Source organism: Collinsella sp. AM43-1 (assembly GCF_003467925.1).
GTDB lineage: Bacteria > Actinomycetota > Coriobacteriia > Coriobacteriales > Coriobacteriaceae > Collinsella.
On record NZ_QSFR01000003.1, the window covers coordinates 135,834 to 160,419 of the forward strand.

Annotated in this window: 20 protein-coding genes; 6 read left to right on the plus strand and 14 right to left on the minus strand. The window is 60.2% G+C overall.

Going from position 1 to position 24,586, the window contains the following annotated elements:
* Positions 1–97: 97 nt before the first annotated feature.
* The 12 genes from ftsX to DW925_RS02365 form a co-directional block, all read right to left on the minus strand.
* Complete coding sequence (gene ftsX, locus DW925_RS02310) at positions 98–1,018, minus strand: permease-like cell division protein FtsX (RefSeq protein ID WP_117790266.1); 921 nt, start codon at positions 1,016–1,018, stop codon at positions 98–100.
* Positions 1,005–2,225 carry a cell division ATP-binding protein FtsE gene (gene ftsE / locus DW925_RS02315; RefSeq protein ID WP_117583023.1) on the minus strand — a complete coding sequence of 407 codons (1,221 nt, stop codon included), beginning with the start codon at positions 2,223–2,225 and terminating at the stop codon, positions 1,005–1,007. Before ftsE ends, ftsX begins: the two co-directional genes overlap by 14 nt.
* 451 nt (positions 2,226–2,676) lie before the next feature.
* On the minus strand, positions 2,677–3,618 hold the full coding sequence (locus DW925_RS02320) for a transketolase family protein (protein WP_117583024.1): 942 nt from the start codon (positions 3,616–3,618) through the stop codon (positions 2,677–2,679).
* Position 3,619: 1 nt separating this feature from the next.
* A complete protein-coding gene (locus DW925_RS02325) occupies positions 3,620–4,450 on the minus strand; it encodes a transketolase (protein ID WP_099432020.1) in 831 nt (276 codons plus the stop codon).
* A 208-nt stretch (positions 4,451–4,658) separates the two neighbouring features.
* Entirely contained in the window at positions 4,659–5,549 is an 891-nt protein-coding gene (locus tag DW925_RS02330; protein WP_117790267.1) for a YitT family protein, read from the minus strand.
* 166 nt (positions 5,550–5,715) lie between these two features.
* On the minus strand, positions 5,716–6,864 hold the full coding sequence (gene prfB / locus DW925_RS02335) for a peptide chain release factor 2 (RefSeq protein WP_117790268.1): 1,149 nt from the start codon (positions 6,862–6,864) through the stop codon (positions 5,716–5,718).
* On the minus strand, positions 6,864–9,671 hold the full coding sequence (secA, locus tag DW925_RS02340; RefSeq protein ID WP_117790269.1) for a preprotein translocase subunit SecA: 2,808 nt from the start codon (positions 9,669–9,671) through the stop codon (positions 6,864–6,866). Before secA ends, prfB begins: the two co-directional genes overlap by 1 nt.
* A 346-nt stretch (positions 9,672–10,017) precedes the next feature.
* Positions 10,018–10,443: a 50S ribosomal protein L31 gene (gene rpmE / locus DW925_RS02345; RefSeq protein WP_006235303.1), complete on the minus strand. Its 426-nt coding sequence runs from the start codon at positions 10,441–10,443 to the stop codon at positions 10,018–10,020.
* Positions 10,444–10,810: 367 nt separating this feature from the next.
* A complete protein-coding gene (locus DW925_RS02350) occupies positions 10,811–11,155 on the minus strand; it encodes a hypothetical protein (protein WP_006235302.1) in 345 nt (114 codons plus the stop codon).
* A 1-nt stretch (position 11,156) separates the two neighbouring features.
* A complete protein-coding gene (locus DW925_RS02355) occupies positions 11,157–12,971 on the minus strand; it encodes an ABC transporter ATP-binding protein (RefSeq protein ID WP_117790270.1) in 1,815 nt (604 codons plus the stop codon).
* 153 nt (positions 12,972–13,124) lie between these two features.
* Entirely contained in the window at positions 13,125–13,865 is a 741-nt protein-coding gene (locus DW925_RS02360) for an ATP-binding cassette domain-containing protein (RefSeq protein WP_158565728.1), read from the minus strand.
* Positions 13,866–13,870: 5 nt separating this feature from the next.
* Positions 13,871–16,093, minus strand: a complete 2,223-nt coding sequence (locus DW925_RS02365; protein WP_147349509.1) for a hypothetical protein — start codon at positions 16,091–16,093, stop codon at positions 13,871–13,873.
* A 552-nt stretch (positions 16,094–16,645) separates the two neighbouring features.
* Between DW925_RS02365 and DW925_RS02375 the strand changes: the two genes are divergently transcribed.
* From DW925_RS02375 to DW925_RS02400, 6 genes are all read left to right on the plus strand, one after another.
* The gene (locus tag DW925_RS02375) at positions 16,646–17,158 is read left to right on the plus strand and encodes a DUF2975 domain-containing protein (protein ID WP_006235293.1); all 513 of its coding nucleotides are present in this window, start codon (positions 16,646–16,648) and stop codon (positions 17,156–17,158) included.
* A 9-nt stretch (positions 17,159–17,167) separates the two neighbouring features.
* The gene (locus DW925_RS02380) at positions 17,168–17,419 is read left to right on the plus strand and encodes a helix-turn-helix transcriptional regulator (RefSeq protein WP_006235292.1); all 252 of its coding nucleotides are present in this window, start codon (positions 17,168–17,170) and stop codon (positions 17,417–17,419) included.
* A gap of 18 nt (positions 17,420–17,437) precedes the next feature.
* Entirely contained in the window at positions 17,438–18,145 is a 708-nt protein-coding gene (locus DW925_RS02385; protein WP_255360342.1) for a site-specific integrase, read from the plus strand.
* Positions 18,146–18,541: 396 nt separating this feature from the next.
* Positions 18,542–18,829 (plus strand): ACT domain-containing protein, encoded by a 288-nt coding sequence (locus tag DW925_RS02390; RefSeq protein ID WP_006235289.1) that lies wholly within the window; start codon positions 18,542–18,544, stop codon positions 18,827–18,829.
* 74 nt (positions 18,830–18,903) lie between these two features.
* The gene (locus tag DW925_RS02395) at positions 18,904–20,322 is read left to right on the plus strand and encodes a citrate synthase (protein ID WP_117630075.1); all 1,419 of its coding nucleotides are present in this window, start codon (positions 18,904–18,906) and stop codon (positions 20,320–20,322) included.
* A gap of 86 nt (positions 20,323–20,408) precedes the next feature.
* Complete coding sequence (locus tag DW925_RS02400) at positions 20,409–21,251, plus strand: Cof-type HAD-IIB family hydrolase (protein ID WP_117630076.1); 843 nt, start codon at positions 20,409–20,411, stop codon at positions 21,249–21,251.
* 119 nt (positions 21,252–21,370) lie between these two features.
* On the opposite strand, the gene DW925_RS02405 is transcribed toward DW925_RS02400, so the two are convergent.
* Together DW925_RS02405 and DW925_RS02410 are read right to left on the minus strand one after the other, a co-directional pair.
* Entirely contained in the window at positions 21,371–22,165 is a 795-nt protein-coding gene (locus DW925_RS02405; RefSeq protein WP_117630077.1) for a Cof-type HAD-IIB family hydrolase, read from the minus strand.
* Positions 22,166–22,371: 206 nt separating this feature from the next.
* Positions 22,372–24,192 carry an adenine deaminase gene (locus DW925_RS02410; RefSeq protein ID WP_117630078.1) on the minus strand — a complete coding sequence of 607 codons (1,821 nt, stop codon included), beginning with the start codon at positions 24,190–24,192 and terminating at the stop codon, positions 22,372–22,374.
* Positions 24,193–24,586: the final 394 nt, after the last annotated feature.

Consider the following 24,586-nt stretch of genomic DNA (forward strand, 5'->3'; position numbering starts at 1 on the left):
TACCCAAATGATTCGCTTTCCTGCCGTTCCCTTGGGATCAAAAAACGGGCCGCCCCATAAGAGACGACCCGTTGGAAGGGATGAATTCCAGGCATGCCTACACGCGCAGGTAGCGGCGCATGGCTATGGCAGAACCAAAGAGACCGATAATCACACCGACCAGAATCAGCGCAGCATAGGTCACCAGGTAGTACTGCATCGGCAGGGCAAACGACATCCAGCCGATGCTCTCCTGCAAACGCGGAATCATCAGATTGCGCAGCAGCTCCAGAACGCCGATGGAAAGCAGCGAGCCCAAAATGGCCTGCAGTACGCCCTCGGTGATAAACGGGCCGCGAATGAAGCCGTTGCTGGCGCCGACCAGACGCATAATCGCAATCTCACGACGACGCGCCGTGATGGACAGGCGAATCGTGTTGTTGATGAAGATGAATGCGATAAAGGTCAGAAGGCCAACGAGCACCACGGCGGCGATGCGGATGTAGTTGGTCACCTGGAACAGGCGGCTCACTTCCTCCTGGCCGTACAGCACGCTCGCGTTGACGTCGCCGTCATCCGCGATCTTCTGGAAGTCGGTGTTCTTCTTGAGCTTCTCTGCCGTGCTCTCGACCTTGGACGGATCGTCCATCTCAATTGCAAACGAAGCCGGCAGCGGGTTCTGGCCATCGAGCGCGCTCATGGTGGCGTCGGCGTTGCCCGACATCTTGCTCGTATACTCGGCCAGCGCGTCGTCCTTGTCCTTATAGGTCACGGACTTGACGTTATTCCACGTCTTAAGCTCGGCCTCAAAAGCCTGAACATCGGCCTGATCGGCGTCATCGCTAATGAACGCGTTGATGACAACCTGATCCTCGACGGTGCCGATCACGGAGTTCAGCATCGCGGAGCCCATGATGAACAGGCCGATGATAAACAGCGAAAGGAAGATCGTGATGACGGCGCCGAGCGAGGTAGTCCAGTTACGGAAGAAGTGACTGATTGCCTCTTTGAAGGAGTAGCCCACGTTAGTTGGTGCCATAGTTGCCGTAACCTCCCCTCTCCTGGTCGCGGATAACGTGGCCGCCCTCGAGGGCGATCACGCGACGGTGCATGCTATCGACCATCTCGCGGTCGTGCGTGGCGACGATCACGGTGGTGCCGGTGCGGTTAATACGCTCGAGCAGCTTCATGATGCCCAGCGAGATCGCCGGGTCGAGGTTACCCGTGGGCTCGTCGCAGATCAGCAGCGGCGGACGGTTGACCATAGCGCGGGCGACGGCGACGCGCTGCTGCTCGCCACCGGAAAGCTGGTCGGGCAGCGAGTCCATCTGATCGGCCAGACCGACCAGACGCAGCACCTCCGGCACCTGGCTGCGAATGACGCCCTTGGGCTTGCCGATGCACTGCAGGGCAAACGCCACGTTTTCGTAGGCGGTCTTTTGCGGCAGAAGCTTAAAGTCCTGGAACACGGCGCCAATCTGGCGGCGCAGGAACGGAACCTTGCGGTTCTTGATCTTCATGAGGTCCTGACCGGCAACCAAGATGCGGCCGCTCGTCGGCTTGACGTCGCGGTTGAGCGTCGACAGCAGCGTGGTCTTACCCGAGCCGGAATGACCGACCAGGAAGACGAACTCGCCCGGATAGATCTCGATGTTGATGTCGTCGAGTGCAGGCTTGTTGGGCTGTGCCGGATAGATCTTGGTGACATGCTCCATAAGGATGACGGGCTCGACACCGGCCTGCTTGGCCATCTTCTTGCGGCTGGCTTGCGGATCGATGGGCGCAAACACCGACGTAAAATCGGGGTTGTTGAGCGCGTTATCGAGGCTTGCGACCTCGGCGGCCTGATCGCTCTCGACCACCGGGGCAGCAGGCTGCGTGGGATCGGGAATAGCGGCAAAGAGACCGGACTGCGCAGGCTGAGGAACCGGCGTCGCAGGGGCCATGGGGTCGGGAATGCCGGCCATGGTAGGCTGCGGCGTGGCGGCGCCAGCCTGAGGCTGCTCCACGCGAGCGGTCACGGCCTGAACGGGCTCAAAACCCGCCGTGCCGGAAAGCGCGACATCGCTGGTGGGATTGTAGGCAAAGGGATCGGATGCCGGCTGTGCCTGATCTGCCGGCTGAGCGGGGGCCTGAGCAACAGGCTGGCCCTCTGAATCCGGAGTGGCGAAACGACTGCCCTGGACGCCCGTCTGCGTCTTGGGGGCATCATCGCCCGCACCGGAGGTACGGAAGTGGTTACCCACTGGTGCTCCTTATCGTCGTGCGTTTAAACTACATGAGCGCTTTGTATTTTAGCAGCATTAACTTTGCTGCACATAAGAAGCATGGCGGGCTTTGGGATCCCACCGGCCGGGCGCAGGGTTACCTCCCAAATCGTCCTCGCGCATGGCCGGCATTTGTCCTGCTCCTGCGGAGCTGCGGACAAACGCCGGCCTGCGCTGCGGAAAGATTTGGGAGGTAACCCTGCGCCCGGCCTGCGGCTACTATGGGGCCGACGCACCAACTTGAGATGCTGCGCATACAAAATTGGAAGGGTCTGAATTGCACTTTGCTGGGATGGGCTCGTTTCCCCATGGGAACTTTGCTTGGCAGGACTCTAATTTAAATTCAGCATAAACAGGGGCGCCCTCTTTGAGGACGCCCCTGTTCTGGCTTGTTTGCGGTTGTCGACGCGATACTTTGCCTCGTCTTGCCTTATGCCAAGAACTCCTTGGTGGTCGCCACGATGTTGGCGGCGTCCAGGCCGTACTTGTGCAGGAGCTCGGCACCCGGGCCGGACTCGCCGAAGGTGTCGTTGACGCCAATCTTCTTGAGCGGCGTCGGGCACTGCTCACACAGAACGTCGGCAACGGCGCTGCCCAGGCCACCGATCACGGAGTGCTCCTCGACGGTCACGACGTGACCGGTCTTGGTGGCGCTCTTGACGATCAGGTCGGCGTCGATGGGCTTGATGGTGTGCATGTTGATGACCTCGGCATCGATGCCCTCGGCAGCGAGCTGCTCGGCGGCCTCGAGGGCCTCGCCGACCATTAGGCCGCAGGCGATGATGGTGACGTCGGTGCCCTCGCGCATGACGATGCCCTTGCCTACCTCGAACTTGTAGGTCTCGGGGTCGTTGATGACCGGCGAGGCCAGACGGGCAAAGCGCATGTACACGGGGCCGTCGCACTCGTAGGCGGCGCACGTCACGGCACGAGCCTCCACGTCGTCGGCGGGAACGATAACGGTCATGCCGGGGATGACGCGCATGAGGGCGATATCCTCGCAGCACTGGTGCGTGGCGCCGTCCTCGCCCACCGAGATACCGGCGTGCGTGGCACCGATCTTAACGTTAAGGTGCGGATAGCCGATGGAGTTGCGGACCTGCTCAAAGGCGCGGCCAGCGGCAAACATGGCAAAGGTGCTCGCAAAAGCAACGCGGCCGGTGGTCGCGATACCGGCGGCAACACCCATCAGATTGCTCTCGGCAATGCCCACATCGAAGAAGCGGTCGGGGCAGGCTGCCTTAAACTTGCCGGTCTGCGTGGCGGCGGCCAGGTCGGCATCGAGGACCACAAAGTCATCGTGCTCGTTGGCGAGCTCGACGAGGGCCTCACCGTAGCTTACGCGCGTGGCGATTTTCTTGACGTCTGCCATCCTAGAGCTCCTCTCCGGCGGCCGTGAGCTCTGCCATGGCCTGCTCAAACTGTTCATCGTTGGGGGCCTTGCCGTGCCAACCCACCTGGTTCTCCATAAAGGAAACGCCCTTGCCCTTGGTGGTCTCGGCGATGATGGCGGTCGGCTGACCCTTGGTGGCGCGGGCCTCGGCAAAGGCGGCGCGGATCTGATCGAAATCGTTGCCGTCGGCGAGCTCCACCACGTGGAACTTGAAGGCGCGGAACTTGTCGGCGAGCGGCATGGGGTCGTTGACCTCCTCGACGGGGCCGTCGATCTGCAGGCCGTTGTGGTCGACGATCACGCAGAGGTTGTCAAGCTGCTGGTTGCCGGCAAACATGGCGGCCTCCCAAACCTGGCCCTCCTCGCTCTCGCCGTCGCCCAGCAGGGCGTAGGTGCGATAGTCGTCGCCCCAGTGCTTGGCGGCAACGGCCATGCCCACGGCGGCGGAGATGCCCTGGCCGAGCGAACCGGTGGACATATCGACGCCCGGGGTGTCGTTCATGTTGGGGTGACCCTGCAGGTGGCTGCCGATGTGGCGCAGCGTCTCGAGATCCTCCTTGGGGAAGAATCCGCGCTCGGCGAGCACAGCGTACAGACCAGGCGCGCAATGACCCTTGGAAAGCACGAAGCGATCGCGGTCGGCCTTGCGGGGGTCGGCCGGGTCGACGTTCATTTCCTCAAAGTACAGATAGGTCATGATGTCGGCAGCGCCGAGCGAACCGCCCGGATGGCCGGACTTGGCAGCGTGCACGCCGGTGACGATGCCCTTCCTTACCTCGTTGGCAACCTTTTTGAGCTCTTCGTCGCTCATTGTGCCTTCCTTTCATCCTCTTAAGACAAGATGCGCACGGCACGGAAAGGTAGTCCCAACACAGCCGCGATGCACGTACGTCATTCATTATGCTGGAAACTGGAAGCTTTACCAGAGTATTTATCATTATTTGAACAATTGAGCAGGCAGAACCGCTGATGAAACGGTTTATCAATGTGAACGTCTTTTGGATGGAACGCAGTCGGCCCTACGCGTTAATGTCCTTGAATCCCTCACCGAAGGTTTCCGTAACGTCGGCGACCGTCACAATGGCGTGAGGATCGCGCTCGCGCACGATCGTTTTGAGGGTGTTGAGCTCGCGGCGGCTCACAATGACCATGATCACCGGCTTCTCGGCACCCGAGTACATGCCGGTCGCCCTAAACTTGGTGCAGCCGCGGCCCAGGCCATACATGATGTCGGCCGCGATATCGGGAAACTTGTCCGAGATGATGAGCACCATACGGCGCCTGTTGCCACCGTCGACCACGGCATCGATCACGTAGCCGCTAATGACCATCGAAAGGCCCGCATACAGCGCGTTTTCGACCGAAAAGACCGGGGCCGACAGCGCGCACACGGCAACATCGATCGCCATGACGGTCGAGCCCACGGGCAGCGAGGTATTACGCGAGATGATTTGGCCAATCGTGTCCGAGCCGCCGGTGTTGGCGCCGGCGCGCAGCACCATGCCGTAACCGATGCCTGTAATAATGCCGCCCCACATGGCAGGGAGCATCAGGTCCGCATCCGCCAGAGGTGCTACAAACGGGGCGAACAGATCGGTAAAGAAGCCCAGCAGCACAAAGCCCGTCGCGGTCTGCACCACGTAGAACATGCCGCCCTCGCGCATAACGACCAGCAACAGCAAGGCGTTCATCACGATCGTCTGAATACCAACGGGAAGCGATATGCCGCGCGATGCGCCGACCGCCTGGATAATGGTGGCAAGGCCCGTAACACCACCGGCAGCAAGGCCGTTGGGAATCAAAAACAGGTCGGTCGCAATAGCGGCCAGAGCGCACCCCAACATAATCTGGGGCAGGTCGTGAAAGAAGTTCATCGATAGAATGCGCTTGATGTCCAGACGATATGCCATGCTACCTCCCTCAAAAAAGCGCACCCAAACGGATGCGCTTCGAACTTCTTGCTGTATTCGATTCTACCGATTCGCCGAACAAAAACCACCCCTGCGCAGGGTTTGCTTTGGATACAAAACCACCCTGCTCGGAGGGTTTTATCCATTTCCACATAAACCGGGCGGTTTATGCAGATGGGATCTCCGCGTCAGCGTTGCCAGTGGCCCAGCGATGGTAGCCGATCACAAACGGATCCAGATCGCCATCGTCGAGAACGGCCTCGACGTTGCTGGTCTCCACGCCCGTGCGCAGGTCCTTGACCATCTGATACGGGTAGAGCACGTAGCTGCGAATCTGGTTGCCAAAACCGATCGTGGTCTTGGGCCCGCGAATCTCATCCAGGGCCTCGGCGCGCTTCTCGAGCTCGATCTCGTACAGACGGGCCTTGAGAATCTGCATGCACGCGGCCTTGTTTTGAATCTGGCTGCGCTCGTTTTGGCAAGTGACAACGATGCCGCTGGGAAAATGCGTCACGCGTACGGCAGAGTCGGTGGTGTTGACGCCCTGGCCGCCCGGGCCGCTCGCGTGATACACGTCCACGCGGATATCGTCGGGACTGATCTCGATGTCGATATCGTCAGGCAACACGGGAATGACCTCGACGCCGGCAAACGTGGTCTGGCGGCGCTTCTTATCATCGGTGGGGCTGATGCGTACCAGGCGGTGAACGCCGGCCTCGGCGCGCAGCATGCCAAACGCGTCCTTACCCTCGACGGTAAAGGTCGCACGGTCGATGCCGATGACCTCGGCTGCGGGGCAGTCGTTAATGGTGACCTTCCAGCCGCGACGCTGGCAGTACTTCATGTACATCTTGAAGAGCATGAAGGTCCAGTCCTGCGCCTCCAGGCCGCCCTGTCCGGGCTTGATGGTCACAATCGCGTCGCCGTGATCGAACTCACCGGTAAACCAACTCGAAAGCTCGAGCTCGTCGATAGCGCGGGCCAGGCGTTCTGCCGTAGCGGCAGCCTCCTCGCGCAATGCGGCGGCATCGGGGTCGTCGCCCATCTCCTCGGCAAGCTCCAGCGCCGCGCGGGCGTCAGATAGCTCGCCGCGCGCGGTATCCACGGCAGCGATATCTTCCTTAGCGCGAGCGATCTCCTCCATGGTGGCGCGAGCGGCATCGGCGTCATCCCAAAAGCCGGGGGCCACGCTTTTGGCCTCAAGCTCGGTCACGCGCGTGCGCTTCTCGTCCAAATGGAGATACGACTCGACCTCGCCGAGTCGGTCCGCAAACGCGTCCAACTCGGCGGGAGTTACCTCTAGAGTCTCGGCCATTAACGATTCCTGCCGTGGCAGTACTTAAACTTCTTACCGCTACCGCAAGGGCACAGGTCGTTACGGCCCACGTTGACATAGGGGTCATCGCTCTCGGACTTGCGGTAGGTCGTCACCTTGCCACCGTTGTTAACGGCAGCCGGACCACCCTGGACGGCGGTGCGGGCCTGCACCTGAGCCTGCTTGCGCAGTACCGAATCGCTGTTGTCGCCATCGACCTCGGCGGGACCAGAGAAGCGCGCACCCTTAAGGGCGGGATCCTCCTTGTGCTCCACAGCCTGCGGGGCAGCTTTGAGCTCAATGCGCAGAACAGTGCGCAGGTAATCCTCGTACATGGTATCGACGAGTATCTGGAACGCGCCGTAGGCCTCGGTCTTGTACTCAACCAGCGGGTCGCGCTGGCCAAAGCCGCGCAGGCCGATACCGGTCTTGAGGTAGTCCATCTCCTGCAGGTAGTTCATCCAGCGCGTATCGATGACGCGCAGCATGACCTGGGTATTGAGCTCGCGCATCAGGTCCTCGCCCAGGCGCTCGGCCTTCATGTTGTAGCACTTCTCAACATAGGCCAGGACATCGGCGGCCAGGGCCTCAAAGTCCTCGTCGGGGAACTGAGGGGTATCGATATGCCCGGTGAGCTCCACGACCCACTTGCGCAGGCCCTCGAGATCGCGCTCGCCATCGTGGCTGTCCTTGGTGCAGAACTCCTGCACGCAGCGGTACACGGTGTCGTGCATGACCTCGGTGATGTGGTCGGTCAGATCCTTGCCGTCCAGAATCTTGTTGCGCTCGGCGTAGATGACCTGGCGCTGCTTGTTCATGACGTCATCGTACTCGAGGACGCTCTTGCGCATGGAGAAGTTGATGCTCTCGACCTTGTGCTGGGCATTCTCGACGGCCTTGGAGATGATCTTGTGCTGGATGGGCATGTCGTCGCCCATGTCGGCGGTGACCATCATCTTGGAAACACGGTCCATCTTGTCGCCGCCGAACAGGCGCATGAGGTCGTCCTCGAGCGACAGATAGAACTGAGTCTCGCCCGGATCGCCCTGACGACCGGAGCGGCCGCGCAGCTGGTTGTCGATACGACGGGACTCATGGCGCTCGGTGCCGATGACGGTCAGGCCGCCGGCGGCAAGCACGCGCTCGCGCTCGGCCTTGCAGGTCTCCTTAGCCTCGGCGTTAAACTGCTCGAGCTGCTCGGGTGTCACGTCCTCCATGGTCAGGCCCTCGTACTCAAGGCGCTCGCGCACCAGCTCGTCGGGGTTGCCGCCCAGCAGGATGTCGGTACCACGACCGGCCATGTTAGTAGCGATGGTCACGGCGCCGTAGCGTCCGGCCTGGGCAACGATATGAGCCTCGCGCTCGTGATGCTTAGCGTTGAGGACCTCGTGCGCGATGCCGCGCTTGGTAAGGGCGGCCGACAGTTTCTCGGAGCTTTCGATGGAGACGGTGCCCACCAGGACCGGCTGGCCCTTGGCGTGACGTCGCTCGACGTCGTCGGCAACGGCGTTGTATTTGGCCTGGATGGTGCGGTACACCAGGTCCTCGTGGTCAACACGCTGCACGGGCTTGTTGGAGGGGATGACCTCGACGGGTAGCTTGTAGATCTCGCGGAACTCGGCATCCTCGGTGAGTGCCGTACCGGTCATGCCGGAGAGCTTGTCATACAGACGGAAGTAGTTCTGCAAGGTGATGGTGGCCAGCGTCTGGTTCTCCTCGCGCACGAGCACGCCCTCTTTGGCCTCGATGGCCTGATGCAGGCCCTCGGAGTAGCGGCGGCCTTCCATGATGCGGCCGGTGAACTCGTCGACGATCTTGACCTCGCCGTTGGTGACCACGTACTGCTTGTCGCGGTGGAACATGTACTGGGCCTTCAGCGCCTGCTGCAGGTGGTTGACCAGCTGACCGGAGAGATCGGCATAGATGTCATCGATACCCAAGCGGCGCTCAATCTTCTTAAGGCCGCGCTCGGTGGCGGCGATAGTGTGCTTGGCCTCGTCCATGACGTAGTCGCCCGTGGGCTCAACGTCCTCGGTGGCGGTGAGCATGTCGTGCGACACGTCCTCGCCGCGCTCAAGGCCGCGCACGGCACGCGCGAAGTCCTTGTAGGTGCTGGCGGACTTGGTGCCGGCACCCGAGATGATGAGCGGGGTACGTGCCTCGTCGATCAGGATGGAGTCGACCTCGTCGACGATGGCGTAATGGTGGCCGCGCTGCACGCGCTGCTCGGGGCGAGTGACCATGTTGTCGCGCAGGTAATCGAAACCGAACTCGGAGTTGGTGCCGTAGGTGACGTCTGCCTGGTAGGCCGGACGCTTGAGCTCGAGCGGCATGTTGTTCTGGAGCAGACCGACGGTCATTCCCAGGTACTTGTAGATGCGGCCCATCCACTCGGAGTCGCGCTTGGCCAGGTAATCGTTGACGGTAACGACGTGTACACCCTTGCCGGCAATAGCGTTGAGGTAGCCGGCCAGCGTGGAGACCAGGGTCTTGCCTTCGCCGGTCTTCATCTCGGCGATATGCCCCTCGTGCAGTGCCATGGCGCCAATGAGCTGCACGTCAAAGTGACGCATGCCCGTGATGCGCTTGGAAGCCTCACGCACGGTGGCAAAAGCCTCGGGGAGCATGTCGTCGAGCGACTCGCCGTTGGCGTAACGCTCACGGAACTTATCGGTCTGGGCGCGGAGCTCTTCCTCGGTCATCTTCTCAAACTGGGGCTCAAGACCGTTGATCTGATCGACGATCTTGTAGTAGCGCTTAAGGTCCTTATCGGATCCAAAGGACAGCAGCTTTGACATGAATCCCATGTGGTTTTCCTTTTTGGCCATCGCCCACGCCATGCAGCCTCGGGCGAGTTAAACACAGATAAATGTACTTTAGCCAAACAGGACGCGGCCTATACGGTCGACCTCGACCGCCACGTAATAACTACGACCCGACCGACCTGCCAAAAAGGGACTGGTTTATTTTGGCAGGTTTTATCTGGGAAAACGCCGTCACTCTGCCATTTGGTGCAAACCAACCTGTCCCCTTCGCACCAATCTGGTGCAATGGGGACGAGCTAGCTTGCACCAATAAAAAGAAAAGGGCCGCGCACCCGAACGGATGCACGGCCCTTATGCCATGAATGCGAGCGATTCCGCGGCGAGCTATTTACTCAGCAGCCTCGGTGGTCTCGGCCTCGGCAGCGGCCTCCTCGACGGGAGCCTCTGCGGGAGCCTCGGCGGCCTGCTTGGCAGCCTCCTCGGCAAACTTAGCGGCACGCTTAGCCTTCTCGGCAGCCTTAGCCTCAGCGGCGGCCTTGCGAGCAGCCTCGGCCTCAGCAGCCTTGGCGGCCTTGGCAGCCTTGGCCTCCTCAGCCTTCTTGAGCTGGGCGGCAGCGGCGCCACCGAACTTGTCGGCGAAGCGCTGGACGCGTCCACCGGTGTCGACGAACTTCTGCTGGCCGGTGTAGAACGGGTGGCACTCGTTGCAAAGCTCGACCTTCATCTCGGACACGGTAGCGTGCGTCTTGAAGGTGTTGCCGCAGGAGCACGTCACCGTGCACTCGACATACTGGGGATGGATACCCTGCTTCATGGTAGGACTCCTTATTGGTCAGGCGCTGGTTACCGATCAGCGCATAAGGCGTCTTGGTTTCCGACCAAGACAACAAACTCGGCTATGGTACCACGGCGCCGCGCGTCCCACAAAAGGTTCACGGTCTTTTCGGAACGACACGAATCTGACCCATCGAAACACATCTCCACCGTTCCTTCAACTGGGAAAATGCCGTCCCCGGGGCCTGAGAAGGGCCCCGGGGACGTTCGACTGACTGCGGGAACGGCCTTTCCGCTCAATGTGTTCGGCTGAGATCGGAAATCAACCAAACTGAACTAGGTTCAGTTGACATGGTTAAAAACGAGGGGCGACGCTTTTGCGTCACCCCTCGTCCCGGCCGGTTGCTTTAGTTGTACACACGGTAGTTACACTTGAACTGGGTTATGTGTCCATAGTTGGAGCGGTACCAACCCGACGTATAGCTGATTGCCTCTGCGCCTAGATAGTCGTAGCCCTTGTTGTAGCGAAGCTGACGGTAGGTCGTGTCGTACTCTGCTACGTAAAACGTGTCTCCAGAGAAGGCTTTGTACCGGTCTTTAACCGTCGAAGCCATGTACGCGGGTTCGACATCGCCTTTCTCTCCGTTGAGCGCATAGACGGGTGCCGCGATTCCGCATAAAGCCGTTGCCACGAGGATGGCGTAGACAGCCATGCGCGACGCATTGGACTTCAGCTGTTCAAATAGTTTCATGTCATTCATCTCCCTCGTATGTATCGAGGTATTCCTGCTTGAGCGTCTGCGAGGACGACTCGATCTTTTCCACGAGCGTGCCGGCCTCGATGAAGTAGAACGAGTTGGTGAGGTCTGCCAGGTCGTCGAGCAGATGGCTTGAAATGAGCACGCTGCGTCCCCGCGCCACTTCGCTGCGCATCGCGTCGCAGGAGGTTTTCCGTTTTCCCGGATCGAGGCCGTTCAGCGGTTCATCGAGGATGAGGTACGGGCAATCGGTCGCTATCGCCATGGCAAGCTTTACCTGCTGCTTCATTCCTGTCGAGAGTTTACGGGTCGGCTTGTCGAGATATGGGGAGATTCCGAGGGAGTCGCAGAGCGAGTCGATGTCGGCGGCCGATTTCCACGCCTCCCTAACGAAAGCAAGGTGCTCGATGGCCGATAGCGTGGGATAGAGATCCGCGCCGCCCGAAGAGCTCAGGTAGACGAGTTCTGCAAATTCGGCTGATCGACGTTGGCAGATTCCGTCTGCCGCCAGGCTTCCCGAGCGGATGCGGGTGGGAAATTGGCCCGACAGCGCTTCAAGAAGGGTGGTTTTCCCCGAGCCGTTGGGAGCAACGAGGCCCGCCGCCGTTCCCGGGCTCAGGAAAAGCGACCCGATTGAAAGTATCGTCGTGCTTCCGTATCCCACGCTCGCGTCTAGAAGCTCGAGCCCATGGTGCTTTTTCGCGGGTCCAGGCTGTTTGGGGGAACGTGTCGCAACGGCGCCGACCGCAAAAAGGACCGCGACGTATGCCAGGGCCACGGCAAGCATCGATGCGCTGCCTGAACCGGAGCCAATGAATTCTGTCGGGAAGCATCCTACGTAGCCCGTTGCCTCGATAGGCGAGAACACGGCCAGCGGCAGGAGATTGAGCGCGGCGTTATGCCCCAGCGCCGAATCGGACAGCAACGGGAATGCCGGGGCCGCGACAAGCAGCGCTGAGGTAAGGGGGCCCGCGAGGACGCGCCTCGTTGCGGTCGATAGGACGGCGGAGCAAACGGATATCAAGGTTCCGCCCGCAAGCAGCGCGAGAAGCAGGGCTGTGAAGACGTTTCCCGCGGTCGTGGTGGTAAGCGCGCCGTCATGGAAGAAGGCGATCGGGTACCCAATTTGCCCGAAGCCGTTTAGGACCAAGGCGTAAATGCCCCCGGGTGCGAGGCCGGCGAGGAGCATCGCGGTCCCCGCGACGATTATCGAAAACACGATCTGGATAAGGCGCCGGAATTTGGGCGCGGGCGCCTTTGCCGCCAGGGTCGCAGGCCTTGTGGCGCCGAGCACGAGTATCGACGAGAGAAGGAAGGGGATGAAGGGAAGGAAAGACGGCGCCGTGGCAATGGCGTAAGGCAGGAAGGAAAGGAATGGCAGGTCGTTTGCGGAGGCCGGGATATCCGTGATGCCGGAGCTGCTCAGGGCACGGCAATATGCGAGCGCTGCGTCATTGGTCTCTCGGTCTCCCACGATGGACCCGGATTGGAAGCCTTCGCCCATGAGCGCGTAGTAGCTCTCGGCAGAATCGAGAAAGGCGGCGTCGGTTTGAGCGGCAAGGGCGGCGTTCGCGTATCTTGCAAGCTCCGCGTCAGCTTGCTGCTCTGGCGATAGGTCTGTGCCGCTGGCTTGGGGTGCGCGCATATTGAATGCGTCGACAAAGCCCTGCATGCCCTGCTTCATAAAGAAGGGCCCGTAGATGGGTGAATTGAACGCAATGGGGACGGAAAAGGCTGCAGCGAGAACGAGCGTACAAATCCATGCGGCCTTGTCTCTTAGGATCAGTTTGAGAAGAAGTCGACAGTACATTCAGAAACACCTACGTTCCTCAAAGAATCGTTAGATTAAAAGTAACAGACCGGATGAAGATACGTGCGACGGGGGCGAGGCGAATGGCTGAGCGGTATCGATATGCGGGTTTAACGGTATTATATTGACCACATAGATTTTTAACTTGCATTTCTACCCGCCCTTTTCGTAGAGTCGCCGATACGTGCTTAGCGCACCCTCGGCGCGTCCGGCAGGCTTTGCGAAATGGGATCCAGGAGACTTCGGCGCAGCATCATCTTGCGGAATGCTTCTAATGAGCCTCCCATCCTTCAAAAACAGAATCTCATCGCACAGCCTATCGACCGAATCCAAGATGTGGGATGACATGATGATGCACGTACCAGAATCGGCCAGCTTCCTGAGAATCTCGGAATGCAAGTCCACCCTGCTGGGGTCGAGCGCGTTCATGGGCTCATCTAATAGAAGGTACCGCGCGCCCGTCGCATACGCAATCGCCAGGGTAAGCTGCTGCTTCATGCCCTGGCTCAGAGCGCGGATCCTCATCTTCGCGAACTCGCCTATCTGCGTTTGTTCCACTATCTCTTCGATATCGCGAGCATGCGGCCACATATCGCAAACCATCTTGAGGTGATCTTCCGCACGCAATCCGGGATACAGCAGCGTCCCCTCACCAGGTGCATAGAAGATCATAGAACGGACCTCTCTCGCACCTGTACCCTGCACCTCATCCAGAACGATGCTCCCGTCCACGCGAGGACCCGGCAAACCTGCCATCGCACGCAGCAACGTCGTCTTTCCATGCCCGTTCGGAGCGACGAGACCGTAGACCGTACCCGGGGCAAACTCAGCGTTCACCGAATCTACGAGCACCTTCTTTCCATATGAGATCGTCAGCGTTTGAAGGTCAATCATCGAGATCATCCCCTTTCGATCTTTGGAACACTCAGGCGCACCATCAACGGAGATACGGCGCCCAAGACCACCAGCAGAGCGCCCGATGCGCCGACGACCTCTCCAAAAGGCATCGCGTTCGTCCCTCGCCCAAGGAACCCAATCGTCCCCACCTGGGAAGCGGGATCAAACGAGGCGAATGGAGCCAGCAGCGCGACGCCCATGCCCACGCTTTCAACATGAGCGCTCAACGAACCCAACACCAAGAGAACCGCGCAAACCATTCCGGTGACAGCGGGGTTGCGGCTAATCGCTGCTGTCAACGCAGCGACGACGGAAATCACGCCGTATGCCATGACCAGCAACGGAATACTGCACAACACCGCCTCCCCCACCATGGACGTTGTCGAAGCTCCCGCCCGAATGAGAGCGACGGGATACTCCGATCCACCCGCACCGTTCTTAATCACGGACACAACGACAGCGGGAACCATCGACACCAAAAGCAGCACCAAGCCAAGCAGGAGAGCCAGCGCAACAGCCGTCAGAAAACGCACATGCGCTGTTGCGGGGATCTGGAGAACCAGAAGGGAACGACACTGCAGGTGGGTGCACGCGAGCGATGTGACAACCACGGGCAACAGCAAAAATAAGGAGGGAAGCGCTGCCTGGAGATACGAAAGGAGGATTAATGGGGGCATCTTCGTACTTAACTCGTAAACCTTGGGGTCCGGCAAGCTCGCGATCGACTCAAGCAGAAGGGCGCGCGCCTCCGCACGAGAAGGAGTCTCCGGCTCGATTCCGATCGATTGCAGGAGAGTCGCATCTGCCGCGCCCAGCTCACCTCGAGCGCGCTCGTACGTCGCAAGGCTTCGAAACCCCTCCGCAGGCATAGGCGCGTACACGAAACCCGAAAGAGCATCCCGCATGTCTTCCAGGGCCGCTTTGCCCTCGACGTCCATATTCGCAGCGCTCTGCTCTAGATACCGATCTATTGAACGGAGCTCCCCATCCCTATACCGAACAGCGGAAACGTTATCAGCGTCAGGAAACATCTCGACCAGAGCCGGGGCCAGCATCGTCGTCGACATTGCAATCGCGCATACGGCGAGGGTAGGAGAACGCAGGAGCAGTTTCCCCATCGTTCTTACGTATGCAACGGCGGAGGCACAAGCGCTCGAACGAGTTGCCGTTCTCGATGCAGTGAAGGAACCTCTCTCAAGACAAATCGGGGATATCGGGCACGCGCAGCCGCTCTTTCCAGCAACGCAAAGCAGGCTAATTGCCAGCACCTCGATCCCGATTGCGCATACGAGGGCAATCGCGCCACGCTCGAAGCAAAGTCCAGGCAGATTCACTATCTGCGTTGTCGGGTACGGGCTATAGGCGCCGACGGTCAACTCAGTGTTCGCATACGTAAGGGGATTCAACAGGGCGAACTCACGTAAAGCGATGGATCTTCCGTAATACCCGGGAACCATCGTCACCCCCATCAGGGCACATACGAACACGATTCCAAGCGTAGGGTTATTGGCAATCTTCACGGCAAGGTGAACGACAAGCGAGATGAACGCTGCCACCAAGAATTGCAAGATGGCCGTCTGCGCGAACACCAGCCAAGCCGGTTTGATAACCGGAGTCGCATATTGAATGTAGCCTATCGGATAGAACGGCGAGCCCGGGCCATTCTTCACAAGCGCGGCGATTATCCCTGGAAGATTGATGGCGAGGACGGCAAGCATTGCAAAAACACTCGCCCATACGCTCGATGCAACAAGTCTACCCAGCTCGCCCATCGGTGCCTGGATGATGAGCTTTTCACGTTTGTTAAGACGCGCGGCAAGGAACGAGACGGCAACGGCCGTTGCGACCCATAGCAAGTACTCCTTCGATCCGTCATAATAGGTGTACTCTCCATCCGATATCTGCAGAAACGGAAGTAGGGGAGAGAGCGGTGCCAAGATAAGACGTCCCGCGGCAAGAGGGTACAGAAGCGCGGGCATGCTTGATGAAGAGGTATAGACACCGTCCTCCCCCGCATTCACAAGCGCATCCGCATAGGATGCTGACAATTCCTGCTCAACACGGGTTATTCCCGACTCGAGGTATTCGACCCGTCCGTCGATGCCAGCCGCGCTCCTGAAGACGGGCAGAGCACAAAGAACCATCAACGCAACAACGACAACACAGAGCGACCTGGAGGAGAGAAGCGACCTAAAGATCGCCTTCGAGATTTTGAGCATATTCATCGCCAACCTTAACCTCATCCAGTCGGAACAGAAGGGCCGAACAAAATGCTCGGCCCTTCCTCGCATCTAGTAGGTGCTATAGACAAATTGCCATTTATCAGTTGTGCCAAGAACACCACAGGAGCACATTGCAGCGAGGCGGGATTCCCTATGATGCGCGGATCGGCGATAGCCATTTCGGTAGGAAATCGTCTTGTAAGAGATGTTGAACATCGAGATGCTGTGCCCGCTTACGCCGCGAGGACAGCTGTAGCTCCAGTAGGTATCGACGACGTCGTCCGTATACCCGAGGGGCTCAACGAGGGCACACTGGCTGCTCTCATGGGAAGGAGGCATCGGGGTATCCGCAAAAGCGGGGGCTCCCGGCAGCAACAAACAAAGAGCGAGGCCGAGGAAAACCAAGAGCTTACACGACTTAACAGTACTGAACATAATCCTCTCCAATCTAGAGGGGTTTCGGTTGCAGTATGCTGTGATTACTTGCCGGCAAAGTCAATTTAACATAAACTGTTAAAAAGTAACCTGAGTTTTTTAAATTCTTCGGAGGTTATTATGAGTTCCGACAATCGCACTCCCCGGCTTCATTCCTTCCGCATCGCATGTGCGATAGCCTCTGCGACCCTTTGCGCCACCGCCATCGCACAAGTGGCGTTCTCCTTAAAGCCAGCAATCGAAGTGCTCGACAACCCTGTAATTGCAGACTCCCCCGCGTATCCAGCCCTTGCGATCTCGACATTGGTCCCTGCCGTCATCGGTATCGCTACGACCATCCTCAGCGCCGTTCTCGTGTGGACGATCAAGAGCGGAGACCCCTTCAAGAAAGGGTCTGCGACATGCTTGAAGGTGCTCGGCATTCTCTTCGTTGTTCAAGCTGCCACCAGCCTCTACGCCGGCTCACTCAAAACCTCCGTTTCGATGTTTGGCGGCGAGGGGGCCGTCGGCGCCCAAGAGATCGCTTCATCATTCGATTGGACCTCTCTGGTTCTCGGCATCGTCCTGTTCATGCTTTCCCAGCTCTTCTTGTACGCCCGAGAGCTGTACCTCGACTCCGACGAGATTGCGTAAGGAAACGCCATGCCCGTAATTGTTCGCCTCGACAAGATCATGGCCGAGCGAAAGATTTCCTCGAACGAACTTGCCGAAAGGATTGGAACCACGCCCGTGAACCTGTCCCGTATTAAAAAAGGGCATATTCGCGGCATTCGCTTCAACACACTCGAGCAGCTATGCCTCGCCCTTCGTTGCCAACCCGGAGACCTTCTCGAAGTCATGAGCGAAGAGGATGCCCGAAAGGAGTTCGGACTCGATTGGTCCGCCGAGGATTAGAGGGCGGTCGTACTCGCCCTGCACACGGGGATGCGAATCGGCGAGGTCTGCGGCCTTCGGTGGTGCGATGTGGATTTCGAGACGGGCCTGATCTCGATCAGACACTCGGTGGCGTACGCGAAGGGAATGGGTTCGTTCATCAAGGACACCAAGACCCATGACGCCAGGGGTATCCCCATCGACCCGGTCGGCCTACTCCCCTTCCTGAAGGAGACCCACGAGATCGACTGCGGAAAGCTGCGCTTGCGCGGCCTTACCGGGGCGGTCGAGATCGGGGACTGCTACATCCTGTCGGAGCCGGGCGCGACCTTCGCGACGACAAGCTATATCCGCAGGGCGTTCAAGACGTTCTCGGAGACCAACGGCCTCATGGGCACCAACGATGAGCTGATCACGTTCCACGGCCTTCGCCACACGTTCGCAACGCAGTGGATCCGCCAAGGCGGCGATATCAAGGCGCTCCAATCGATCCTCGGCCACAAGGACGCCATGGCGACGCTCAACGTCTACGCCGACATCGAGCCCATCTCCAAAATCCATAACATGCTGCGCGCCACGCCGTGCCTTTGGCGCGGGCACCTCGGGCCGAGGGTCGATCCGGGTCCAATGTTCCAACAGAGGATCCAGGAGTCCATCGAGACGCTCCAGGCGTTCGGCTACGGCATCACCGAGCCGGACGACCGAAATATCGCCATACGCGACGTGAAGACGAACAGTTGGCTCTAGCTCACCGAGTACGCGGCAGTGCTGGGCCCATCCCAACTGAGGTCACGGTGGTCCGATAGGGGCGCCGCCCGCGGCATGCGCCGCGGAGCGGTATCCCCTACCGAAGGGCGGGGATGCCCTCCGCTTCCAGTTCGGAATCAGCCGTCGGAGGCGTTCGGCTGACTGCGGGAACGGCCTGTCCGCTCAATGTGTTCGGCTGAGATCGGAAATCAACCCAACACGAGCCGGACACGCGCCAGACGGCTCTTCCCCGTGCGGCCTTCCCCCTTACGCTCATGTTGCAGGCATGTAACGCCGCAGCGAGCGCGCCTTTTTTGCGCCAGACAGGTACAATGATGAACACTGTACCGTAGCGGAGCGCCCCGCGCGCGCCGCAATCACGCGAAAGGGTTTCCCATGGCCGAGATCTCGTCCTCCCGTATCGTCATCACCGTCCTTGGCAAGAACCGCCCCGGCATCGTCGCCGGCGTCACCCGCGTTCTGGGCGAGGCCAACGTCGACATCCGCGACATCACGCAGTCCATTATCGAGGACATCTTCACCATGACCATGCTGGCCGACACCGCCGAGTCCAAGCTCGACTTTGCCGAGCTGCAGAAGGCCCTGGCCGAGGCCGGCGAGCTTTCGGGCGTCAACGTGTCCATCCAGCGCGAGGACGTCTTTAACTTTATGTACCGCCTGTAGCGAACAGGCTGCGTGGAGACGGCCCAACGTGCGCCCAGGCGCAACGTCACCACATGGCCCGGAGAGGAGCGCACATGGCCTACGACGCCAAGAAAATCTACTACCGCTTCGACGACCACCTGAGCCGTCTGGTCTTGGATTACGAAGCAAGCCGCCAGATTTCGTCTGAGAGCGAAAACCTCTACCACGGCCTGCCGACCGACCCTTATGACGAGGGCCTGTTTGTTGAGCACAATGTCAAGCGCGGCCTGCGCAATGCCGACGGCTCGGGCGTGGTCGCGGGCCTCACTCGCATCTCGGATGTGCACGGCTACAACAAGGTCGACGGAAAGGTCGTGCCCGATCAGGGCAAGCTCACGCTTCGCGGCTACAGCATCGAGGATCTGGTCAACAATGCCCAGGCCGAGAATCGCTACGGCTACGAGGAAGTCGCCTATCTGCTTATCACGGGTTCGCTACCCAACAAGGAAGAGCTCGACGGCTTTTGCGAGCGCCTGGGCGCCTTTAGACATCTGAGCGACGAGTACGTCAAAGAGTTCCCTATGACCACGGTGTCGTCGAGCATCATGAACGTGCTCCAGCGCGCCGTGCTGCTGCTCTACGCCTTCGATGCCGAACCAGACGTGATCACGCCCGAGCACGAAATCGACGTCGCCATTTCCATGCTCGCACGTCTCCCGCGCATCGCCGCCTTCGCACACATGGCCTCGATCGCCAAGCTTCGCGGCTCCGAGGTTCACGTGCCGCACCCCACGCCCGGTCTCTCCACCGCCGAGACCATCCTACAGGTCCTGCGCGGCGGCATGGCATTCACCCGCGATGAGGCGATGCTGCTCGACGTTATGCTCATGCTGCATGCCGAGCACGGCGGCGGCAACAACTCCACCTTCGCCTGCCGCGTGCTGTCCTCTTCGGCAACCGACCCGTATTCCGCTTACGCCGCGGCTATCGGCTCGCTCAAGGGCCCGCGCCACGGCGGTGCCAATGCCAAGGTCGTGTCTATGCACGAGGACATCCGCGCGCATGTCTCCAACTGGGAGGACGAGGACGAGGTTGCAGCCTACCTGGGCAAGATTCTCGACAAGCAGGCCTTCGACGGCACGGGTCTCATCTACGGTATGGGCCACGCCGTCTACACGCTGAGCGACCCGCGTGCCGAGGTGTGCCGCCGTTACGCGCGCTCACTGGCAGCCAAGAAGGACTTGGGCGAAGAGTTCGCACTCATCGAGCGCATCGAGCGCCTGGCACCGCAGGTGATGCGCGACCACGGCATGACCAAGCCCATCTGCGCCAACATCGACCTGTACACAGGCTTTATCTACAAGATGCTCGGCGTGCCCGAAACGCTCTTTACGCCGCTATTCGCCGTCGCCCGCATGGCCGGCTGGTCGGCACACCGCATGGAAGAGCTCTTCTGCGCGCACCGTATCATCCGCCCCGCCTATCGTCCGGTGATCGAGCCGCTGGAGTACAAGCCGCTCGCCGACCGCTAGGACGCGGACCGTTATAGAACTCGAGCGTGGCCAGGGACCCAAGCCCTCGGCCACGCTTTTTATGCCAGTAGAAAGGACCGCATCAAATGATTGTGTTTTCCGATATGGATGGGACGCTGCTGACGAGCGATAAGCAAATGAGCGATGCCACCTGGGCGATGCTCGACGAGCTCGCACATCGTGGCATCGAGTTTGTTCCCTGCACGGGACGTCCACTGTCGGGCATCTTTGAGCCCATTCTCGCCCATCCCGCCGTGCACTACGCGGTCTGTGCCAACGGCGCCAGCGTCTGGCAGCTCGACGAGGATACGCCCACCGACGCCTCGCGCGCCACGTGCATCTTGAGCCGTCCGCTCGACCGTGGCATTGCCCACCGCATCCATCGCATTGCCGCCGGCCACGATGTGACCTTCGATATCTTCGCGGACGGGCAGTGCTTCCTCCCCCGCTCGCTCTACACGCGCCTGGACGAATTCTGCGGCGGCGACCCCCACATCGCGGCTTCGCTCAAGCGCACACGAACACCGATCGACATGAATATCGACAGCAAGATCGACGAGGTCGAGACGCTCGAACGCATCGCCATGTACTGGCACGACCCGGCCGATCGCGACGCCATCGCGGCGGAGCTCGACACGCTCGGAGGCATTGAGGTCACACGTTCGTACGCCATGAATATCGAGGTCATGGGCGAGGGCGCCACCAAGGGAACGGCCCTCACGTGGCTATGCGAGCACTTGGGCGAGCGTCTCGCCGACGCCTGGGCGTTCGGCGACAACATCAACGACATTCCCATGCTGCAGGCAGCAGGCCACGGCATGGCCATGGTCAACGGCGAGCCCGAAGACCGCGACGCCGCCGACGCCATCACCGAGTTCGACAACGACCACGACGGCGTCGCCCGCACCATCATGGCCGCCCTCGCCTAGTCATTGGCCAGTCACTGGGGACGTTCTTGAATGACTAGTCGTTGGGGACAGTCTTCGCGAAAAAGCTGCAAGGACTGTCCCCCACTGCCGGCAGAAAAGGAACGTCCCCATCTGCCGGATTAAGCGAGACTCTCCAGCACGCGACGGAGCTCCTGCTGGACGGCGTGGTCGCGATTACAACCCACCACGCGATCGGCCACCGCCTTGAGCGCGGGGCGCGCGTTTCCCATCGCACAGCCCGTACCGACAAAGCGAATGATCTCGTAGTCGTTCATCGAGTCGCCAAACGCCATGACCTCGTCGCGTTCGACGCCATAGTGCTCCATGAGCTGTGCGATGCCCGAGGCCTTCGACACACCGGGCTGCATGGCATCGATCCACGCGTTGCCCGAAGGCGCAAAAGTAAAGAGCTGACCGAGTTCACGCTGCAGTACGTAAGCGCTGTCCATAACGGCACCGTCATCGCAAAAGATACTCGCCTTGATGATATTTACGCTGGGATCGGGCAGCTCCCAAATACGCTCGGCATTGGGAAGGTCCTTATCGACCTCACGCACGAACTTGCACTCGTCATCGAGCAAGAAGGACTTGGTTCGGTCAAAAAGCGCAAGATGCAGATTGGGAAACGTCGCGACGGCTTGGGCGAGCCTTCGAATCGCCAGGTGCGAATACACCTCACGGTCTACCATCTTGCCGTCGGCGAAGACCTGGGCACCGTTAGCGGCGACAAAGTCCATCTTGTCGCGAACGGGCGCAAAGAACTCGCACAGGCGATCGTAGCGACGACCTGACGATGCGGCGAAATGCACGCCATGCTCGCGTAGCGCCAGAATCAGTTCGTAGGTCTCGGGAGGCACCTGGCCGTTTTCGTCAAGCAACGTGCCGTCCATATCGGATGCAATCAGTTTAAACATAGAAAAGCTCCCTTCGGGCTTGTTGGAATCGAACGTGTATCCGATTCCAACGTACCCAAAGGGAGCTCAAATAAGACTCCGCGGGCGTAAACGTTACAAGGACCTGGCAAATAGCTCACACATGCCAGAGGTCTCACGGTCGCGGCGTCAGGCGACACGCCAAAGAGTGTCCCCAACGACTAGTCGTTTAAGAACGTCCCCGATGACTAGTCGGCGTAGGTGAAGGTTGTAACGTCGAACATGCCCTCGGGGCGGATGCGGAGCGTCGGGATCACCGGCAGGGGCAGGAAAATGATGCCCATGATGGGGTCGAGCGGCGGCTCAATACCCATGGCGCGCGCCTTGACCATAAAGTCGTCGTGCTGCGCGGCAACGTCCTCGGCCGTACCCTCGCTCATAAGGCCACCGAGCGCCAGCGGAATGCGCGCCACGACCTCGCCGTTGCGCACCAGCACGTGGCCGCCCTGGCCCACGGCCTCAACGGCAGCCATCATATCCGCCGCATTGTCGCCCACCACGCACACGTTATGCGAATCGTGGCCGATCGTGGAGGCAATGGCACCACCGGTGATGGTGAAACCGCGCACCCAACCGCGACCGATATGCTTGCCGACCAAGCCCAGACCGGCGGGGCCGTCGCCGTCGACACCCTCGACCTGCAACGACACGCCACGGCCATGGCGCTCAATCAGCATAATGCGGCGCAAGTCCTCGTCAGTCTCGGGGCGAATCATGCCCGTGATAGCCATGCCCGGGATCACATCGATAACGGCCTCGCCCGGCTTAAAGGCATAGTCGAACACATCGAGCGAAAGCTTCGGCAGCTTAACGGAGGCACGCAGCTCATCGGCAAGGGCCGCAACCTCGGCCATCTCGGGTGCAATCTCGCCCACAAAGGTGCCGTCCTGCGCCACCAGGGCACCGGCGGCATATACGCGATGCGGAGCCGTGGCAAACGTCAGATCATTGAGCACCAGCAGGTCGGCACGCTTGCCCGGGGCAATCGCACCGCGTAGCTCGTACGGGTCGCGGCAGCCGTGATCCAGGCCAAACGCCTCGGCCGTGGAGAGGGACGCCATAGAGATGGCAACCACGGGGTCAATGCCGGCCTCGATAGCCACACGGCAGGCGTTGTCGATCATACCGGTCGAAAGCGCGTCGGAGGGAGCACGGTCGTCGGTCGCAAAGCAGCAGCGGCGGGCACGGGCGGGGTTTTCCAGCAGCATCGGCGACAAGTTGGCCAGGTCATGGCTGCACGTACCCTCGCGCAGCATCACATACATGCCGCGGGACAGCTTGTCGAGTGCCTCCTCGGGAATCGTCGACTCGTGGTCGGCGATAATGCCCGCCGCGGCATAGGCGTTGAGGTCCTTTCCGGCAACGAGCGGCGCGTGGCCGTCAACCTGCTTGGACGGCGTCTGGTTGGCAGCATCGATGCGAGCACAGGTCTCGGGGTCGCCCATAAAGACGCCCGGCAGGTTCATCATCTCACCCAGACCGAAGACATCGCCCGGATACTCGGCAAAAAACGCCTGCATATCGGCGGCGGTAATGACGGCACCGGCCTGCTCATCGGGCAGCGCGGGCACGCACGAGGGCATCATGTACTTGATGGAAATGGGCGCGCGACGGCCGTCCTCGATCATAAAGCGCAGGCCGTCCAGGCCGGAAACGTTGGCAATCTCGTGGCTGTCGGCAATGGCAGTGGTGGTGCCGCGCGTCGCCGCCATGCGCGCATACTCAGCAGGGCGGATGTTCGAAGATTCGATATGCAAGTGCCCGTCGATAAAACCGGGGGCAAGATAGCGGCCCTGGCAGTCGATGACTTCAGCCGCCTCGTAGGTGCCAGCAGCGTCATCGCGACCGTCGTAGAGCACGCCGACGATTACGCCATCCTTGACGGCAACGCTACCGGGCGCCACGCGCTGGCCATATACGTCGACAATCTGCGCATTGGTAAACAGCGTGTCGACGGGCACGCGACCCTCGGCAGCGTCGATCACAGACCTCATGACCTCAACGGACATACATACTCCTTTAACCGTAGAAAAAAGCTGCGGGGCGGACAGACCTTCACCGCAGCAAACCAATAGCCATTGTATGCCCAAAAGAAAGTCCCGCTAACACCCCTTCCGCTTAACGGCACACGCCGCTTGGCGCAATGGGGACAGGCTGCTTTGTACCAATGACAAGGAGTGTCCCAAAGTGCCGGCACAAAAGGAACGTCCCCAAGTGCCGCAAAATGATGAGAGTGGATAATCTCCCACTTTGAACCCCAAAGCAGGCCAAAAACGGAAGATTATCCACTCTCATTCTGTGGGCACTCATTTAAGTCTGTCCCCAATGAGTGCACCTAACTGCCACCTACAACAACGGAAGCGCCGATGTCTTGGCAACGACAGACACTATGACCCAATCCGA

Excerpts from the sequence above, each read along its gene's own strand:
- ftsX (WP_117790266.1), bottom strand. The coding sequence starts at position 1,018 with ATGGCACCAACTAACGTGGGCTACTCCTTCAAAGAGGCAATCAGTCAC.
- DW925_RS02390 (WP_006235289.1), top strand. The coding sequence starts at position 18,542 with ATGGCCGAGATCTCGTCCTCCCGTATCGTCATCACCGTCCTTGGCAAG.
- DW925_RS02380 (WP_006235292.1), top strand. The coding sequence starts at position 17,168 with ATGCCCGTAATTGTTCGCCTCGACAAGATCATGGCCGAGCGAAAGATT.
- DW925_RS02330 (WP_117790267.1), bottom strand. The coding sequence starts at position 5,549 with ATGGCATATCGTCTGGACATCAAGCGCATTCTATCGATGAACTTCTTT.
- DW925_RS02320 (WP_117583024.1), bottom strand. The coding sequence starts at position 3,618 with ATGGCAGACGTCAAGAAAATCGCCACGCGCGTAAGCTACGGTGAGGCC.
- DW925_RS02410 (WP_117630078.1), bottom strand. The coding sequence starts at position 24,192 with ATGTCCGTTGAGGTCATGAGGTCTGTGATCGACGCTGCCGAGGGTCGC.
- DW925_RS02400 (WP_117630076.1), top strand. The coding sequence starts at position 20,409 with ATGATTGTGTTTTCCGATATGGATGGGACGCTGCTGACGAGCGATAAG.
- DW925_RS02375 (WP_006235293.1), top strand. The coding sequence starts at position 16,646 with ATGAGTTCCGACAATCGCACTCCCCGGCTTCATTCCTTCCGCATCGCA.
- DW925_RS02355 (WP_117790270.1), bottom strand. The coding sequence starts at position 12,971 with ATGTACTGTCGACTTCTTCTCAAACTGATCCTAAGAGACAAGGCCGCA.
- DW925_RS02360 (WP_158565728.1), bottom strand. The coding sequence starts at position 13,865 with ATGATTGACCTTCAAACGCTGACGATCTCATATGGAAAGAAGGTGCTC.
- DW925_RS02395 (WP_117630075.1), top strand. The coding sequence starts at position 18,904 with ATGGCCTACGACGCCAAGAAAATCTACTACCGCTTCGACGACCACCTG.
- DW925_RS02350 (WP_006235302.1), bottom strand. The coding sequence starts at position 11,155 with ATGAAACTATTTGAACAGCTGAAGTCCAATGCGTCGCGCATGGCTGTC.
- rpmE (WP_006235303.1), bottom strand. The coding sequence starts at position 10,443 with ATGAAGCAGGGTATCCATCCCCAGTATGTCGAGTGCACGGTGACGTGC.
- secA (WP_117790269.1), bottom strand. The coding sequence starts at position 9,671 with ATGGGATTCATGTCAAAGCTGCTGTCCTTTGGATCCGATAAGGACCTT.
- DW925_RS02325 (WP_099432020.1), bottom strand. The coding sequence starts at position 4,450 with ATGAGCGACGAAGAGCTCAAAAAGGTTGCCAACGAGGTAAGGAAGGGC.
- DW925_RS02405 (WP_117630077.1), bottom strand. The coding sequence starts at position 22,165 with ATGTTTAAACTGATTGCATCCGATATGGACGGCACGTTGCTTGACGAA.
- DW925_RS02365 (WP_147349509.1), bottom strand. The coding sequence starts at position 16,093 with ATGAATATGCTCAAAATCTCGAAGGCGATCTTTAGGTCGCTTCTCTCC.
- prfB (WP_117790268.1), bottom strand. The coding sequence starts at position 6,864 with ATGGCCGAGACTCTAGAGGTAACTCCCGCCGAGTTGGACGCGTTTGCG.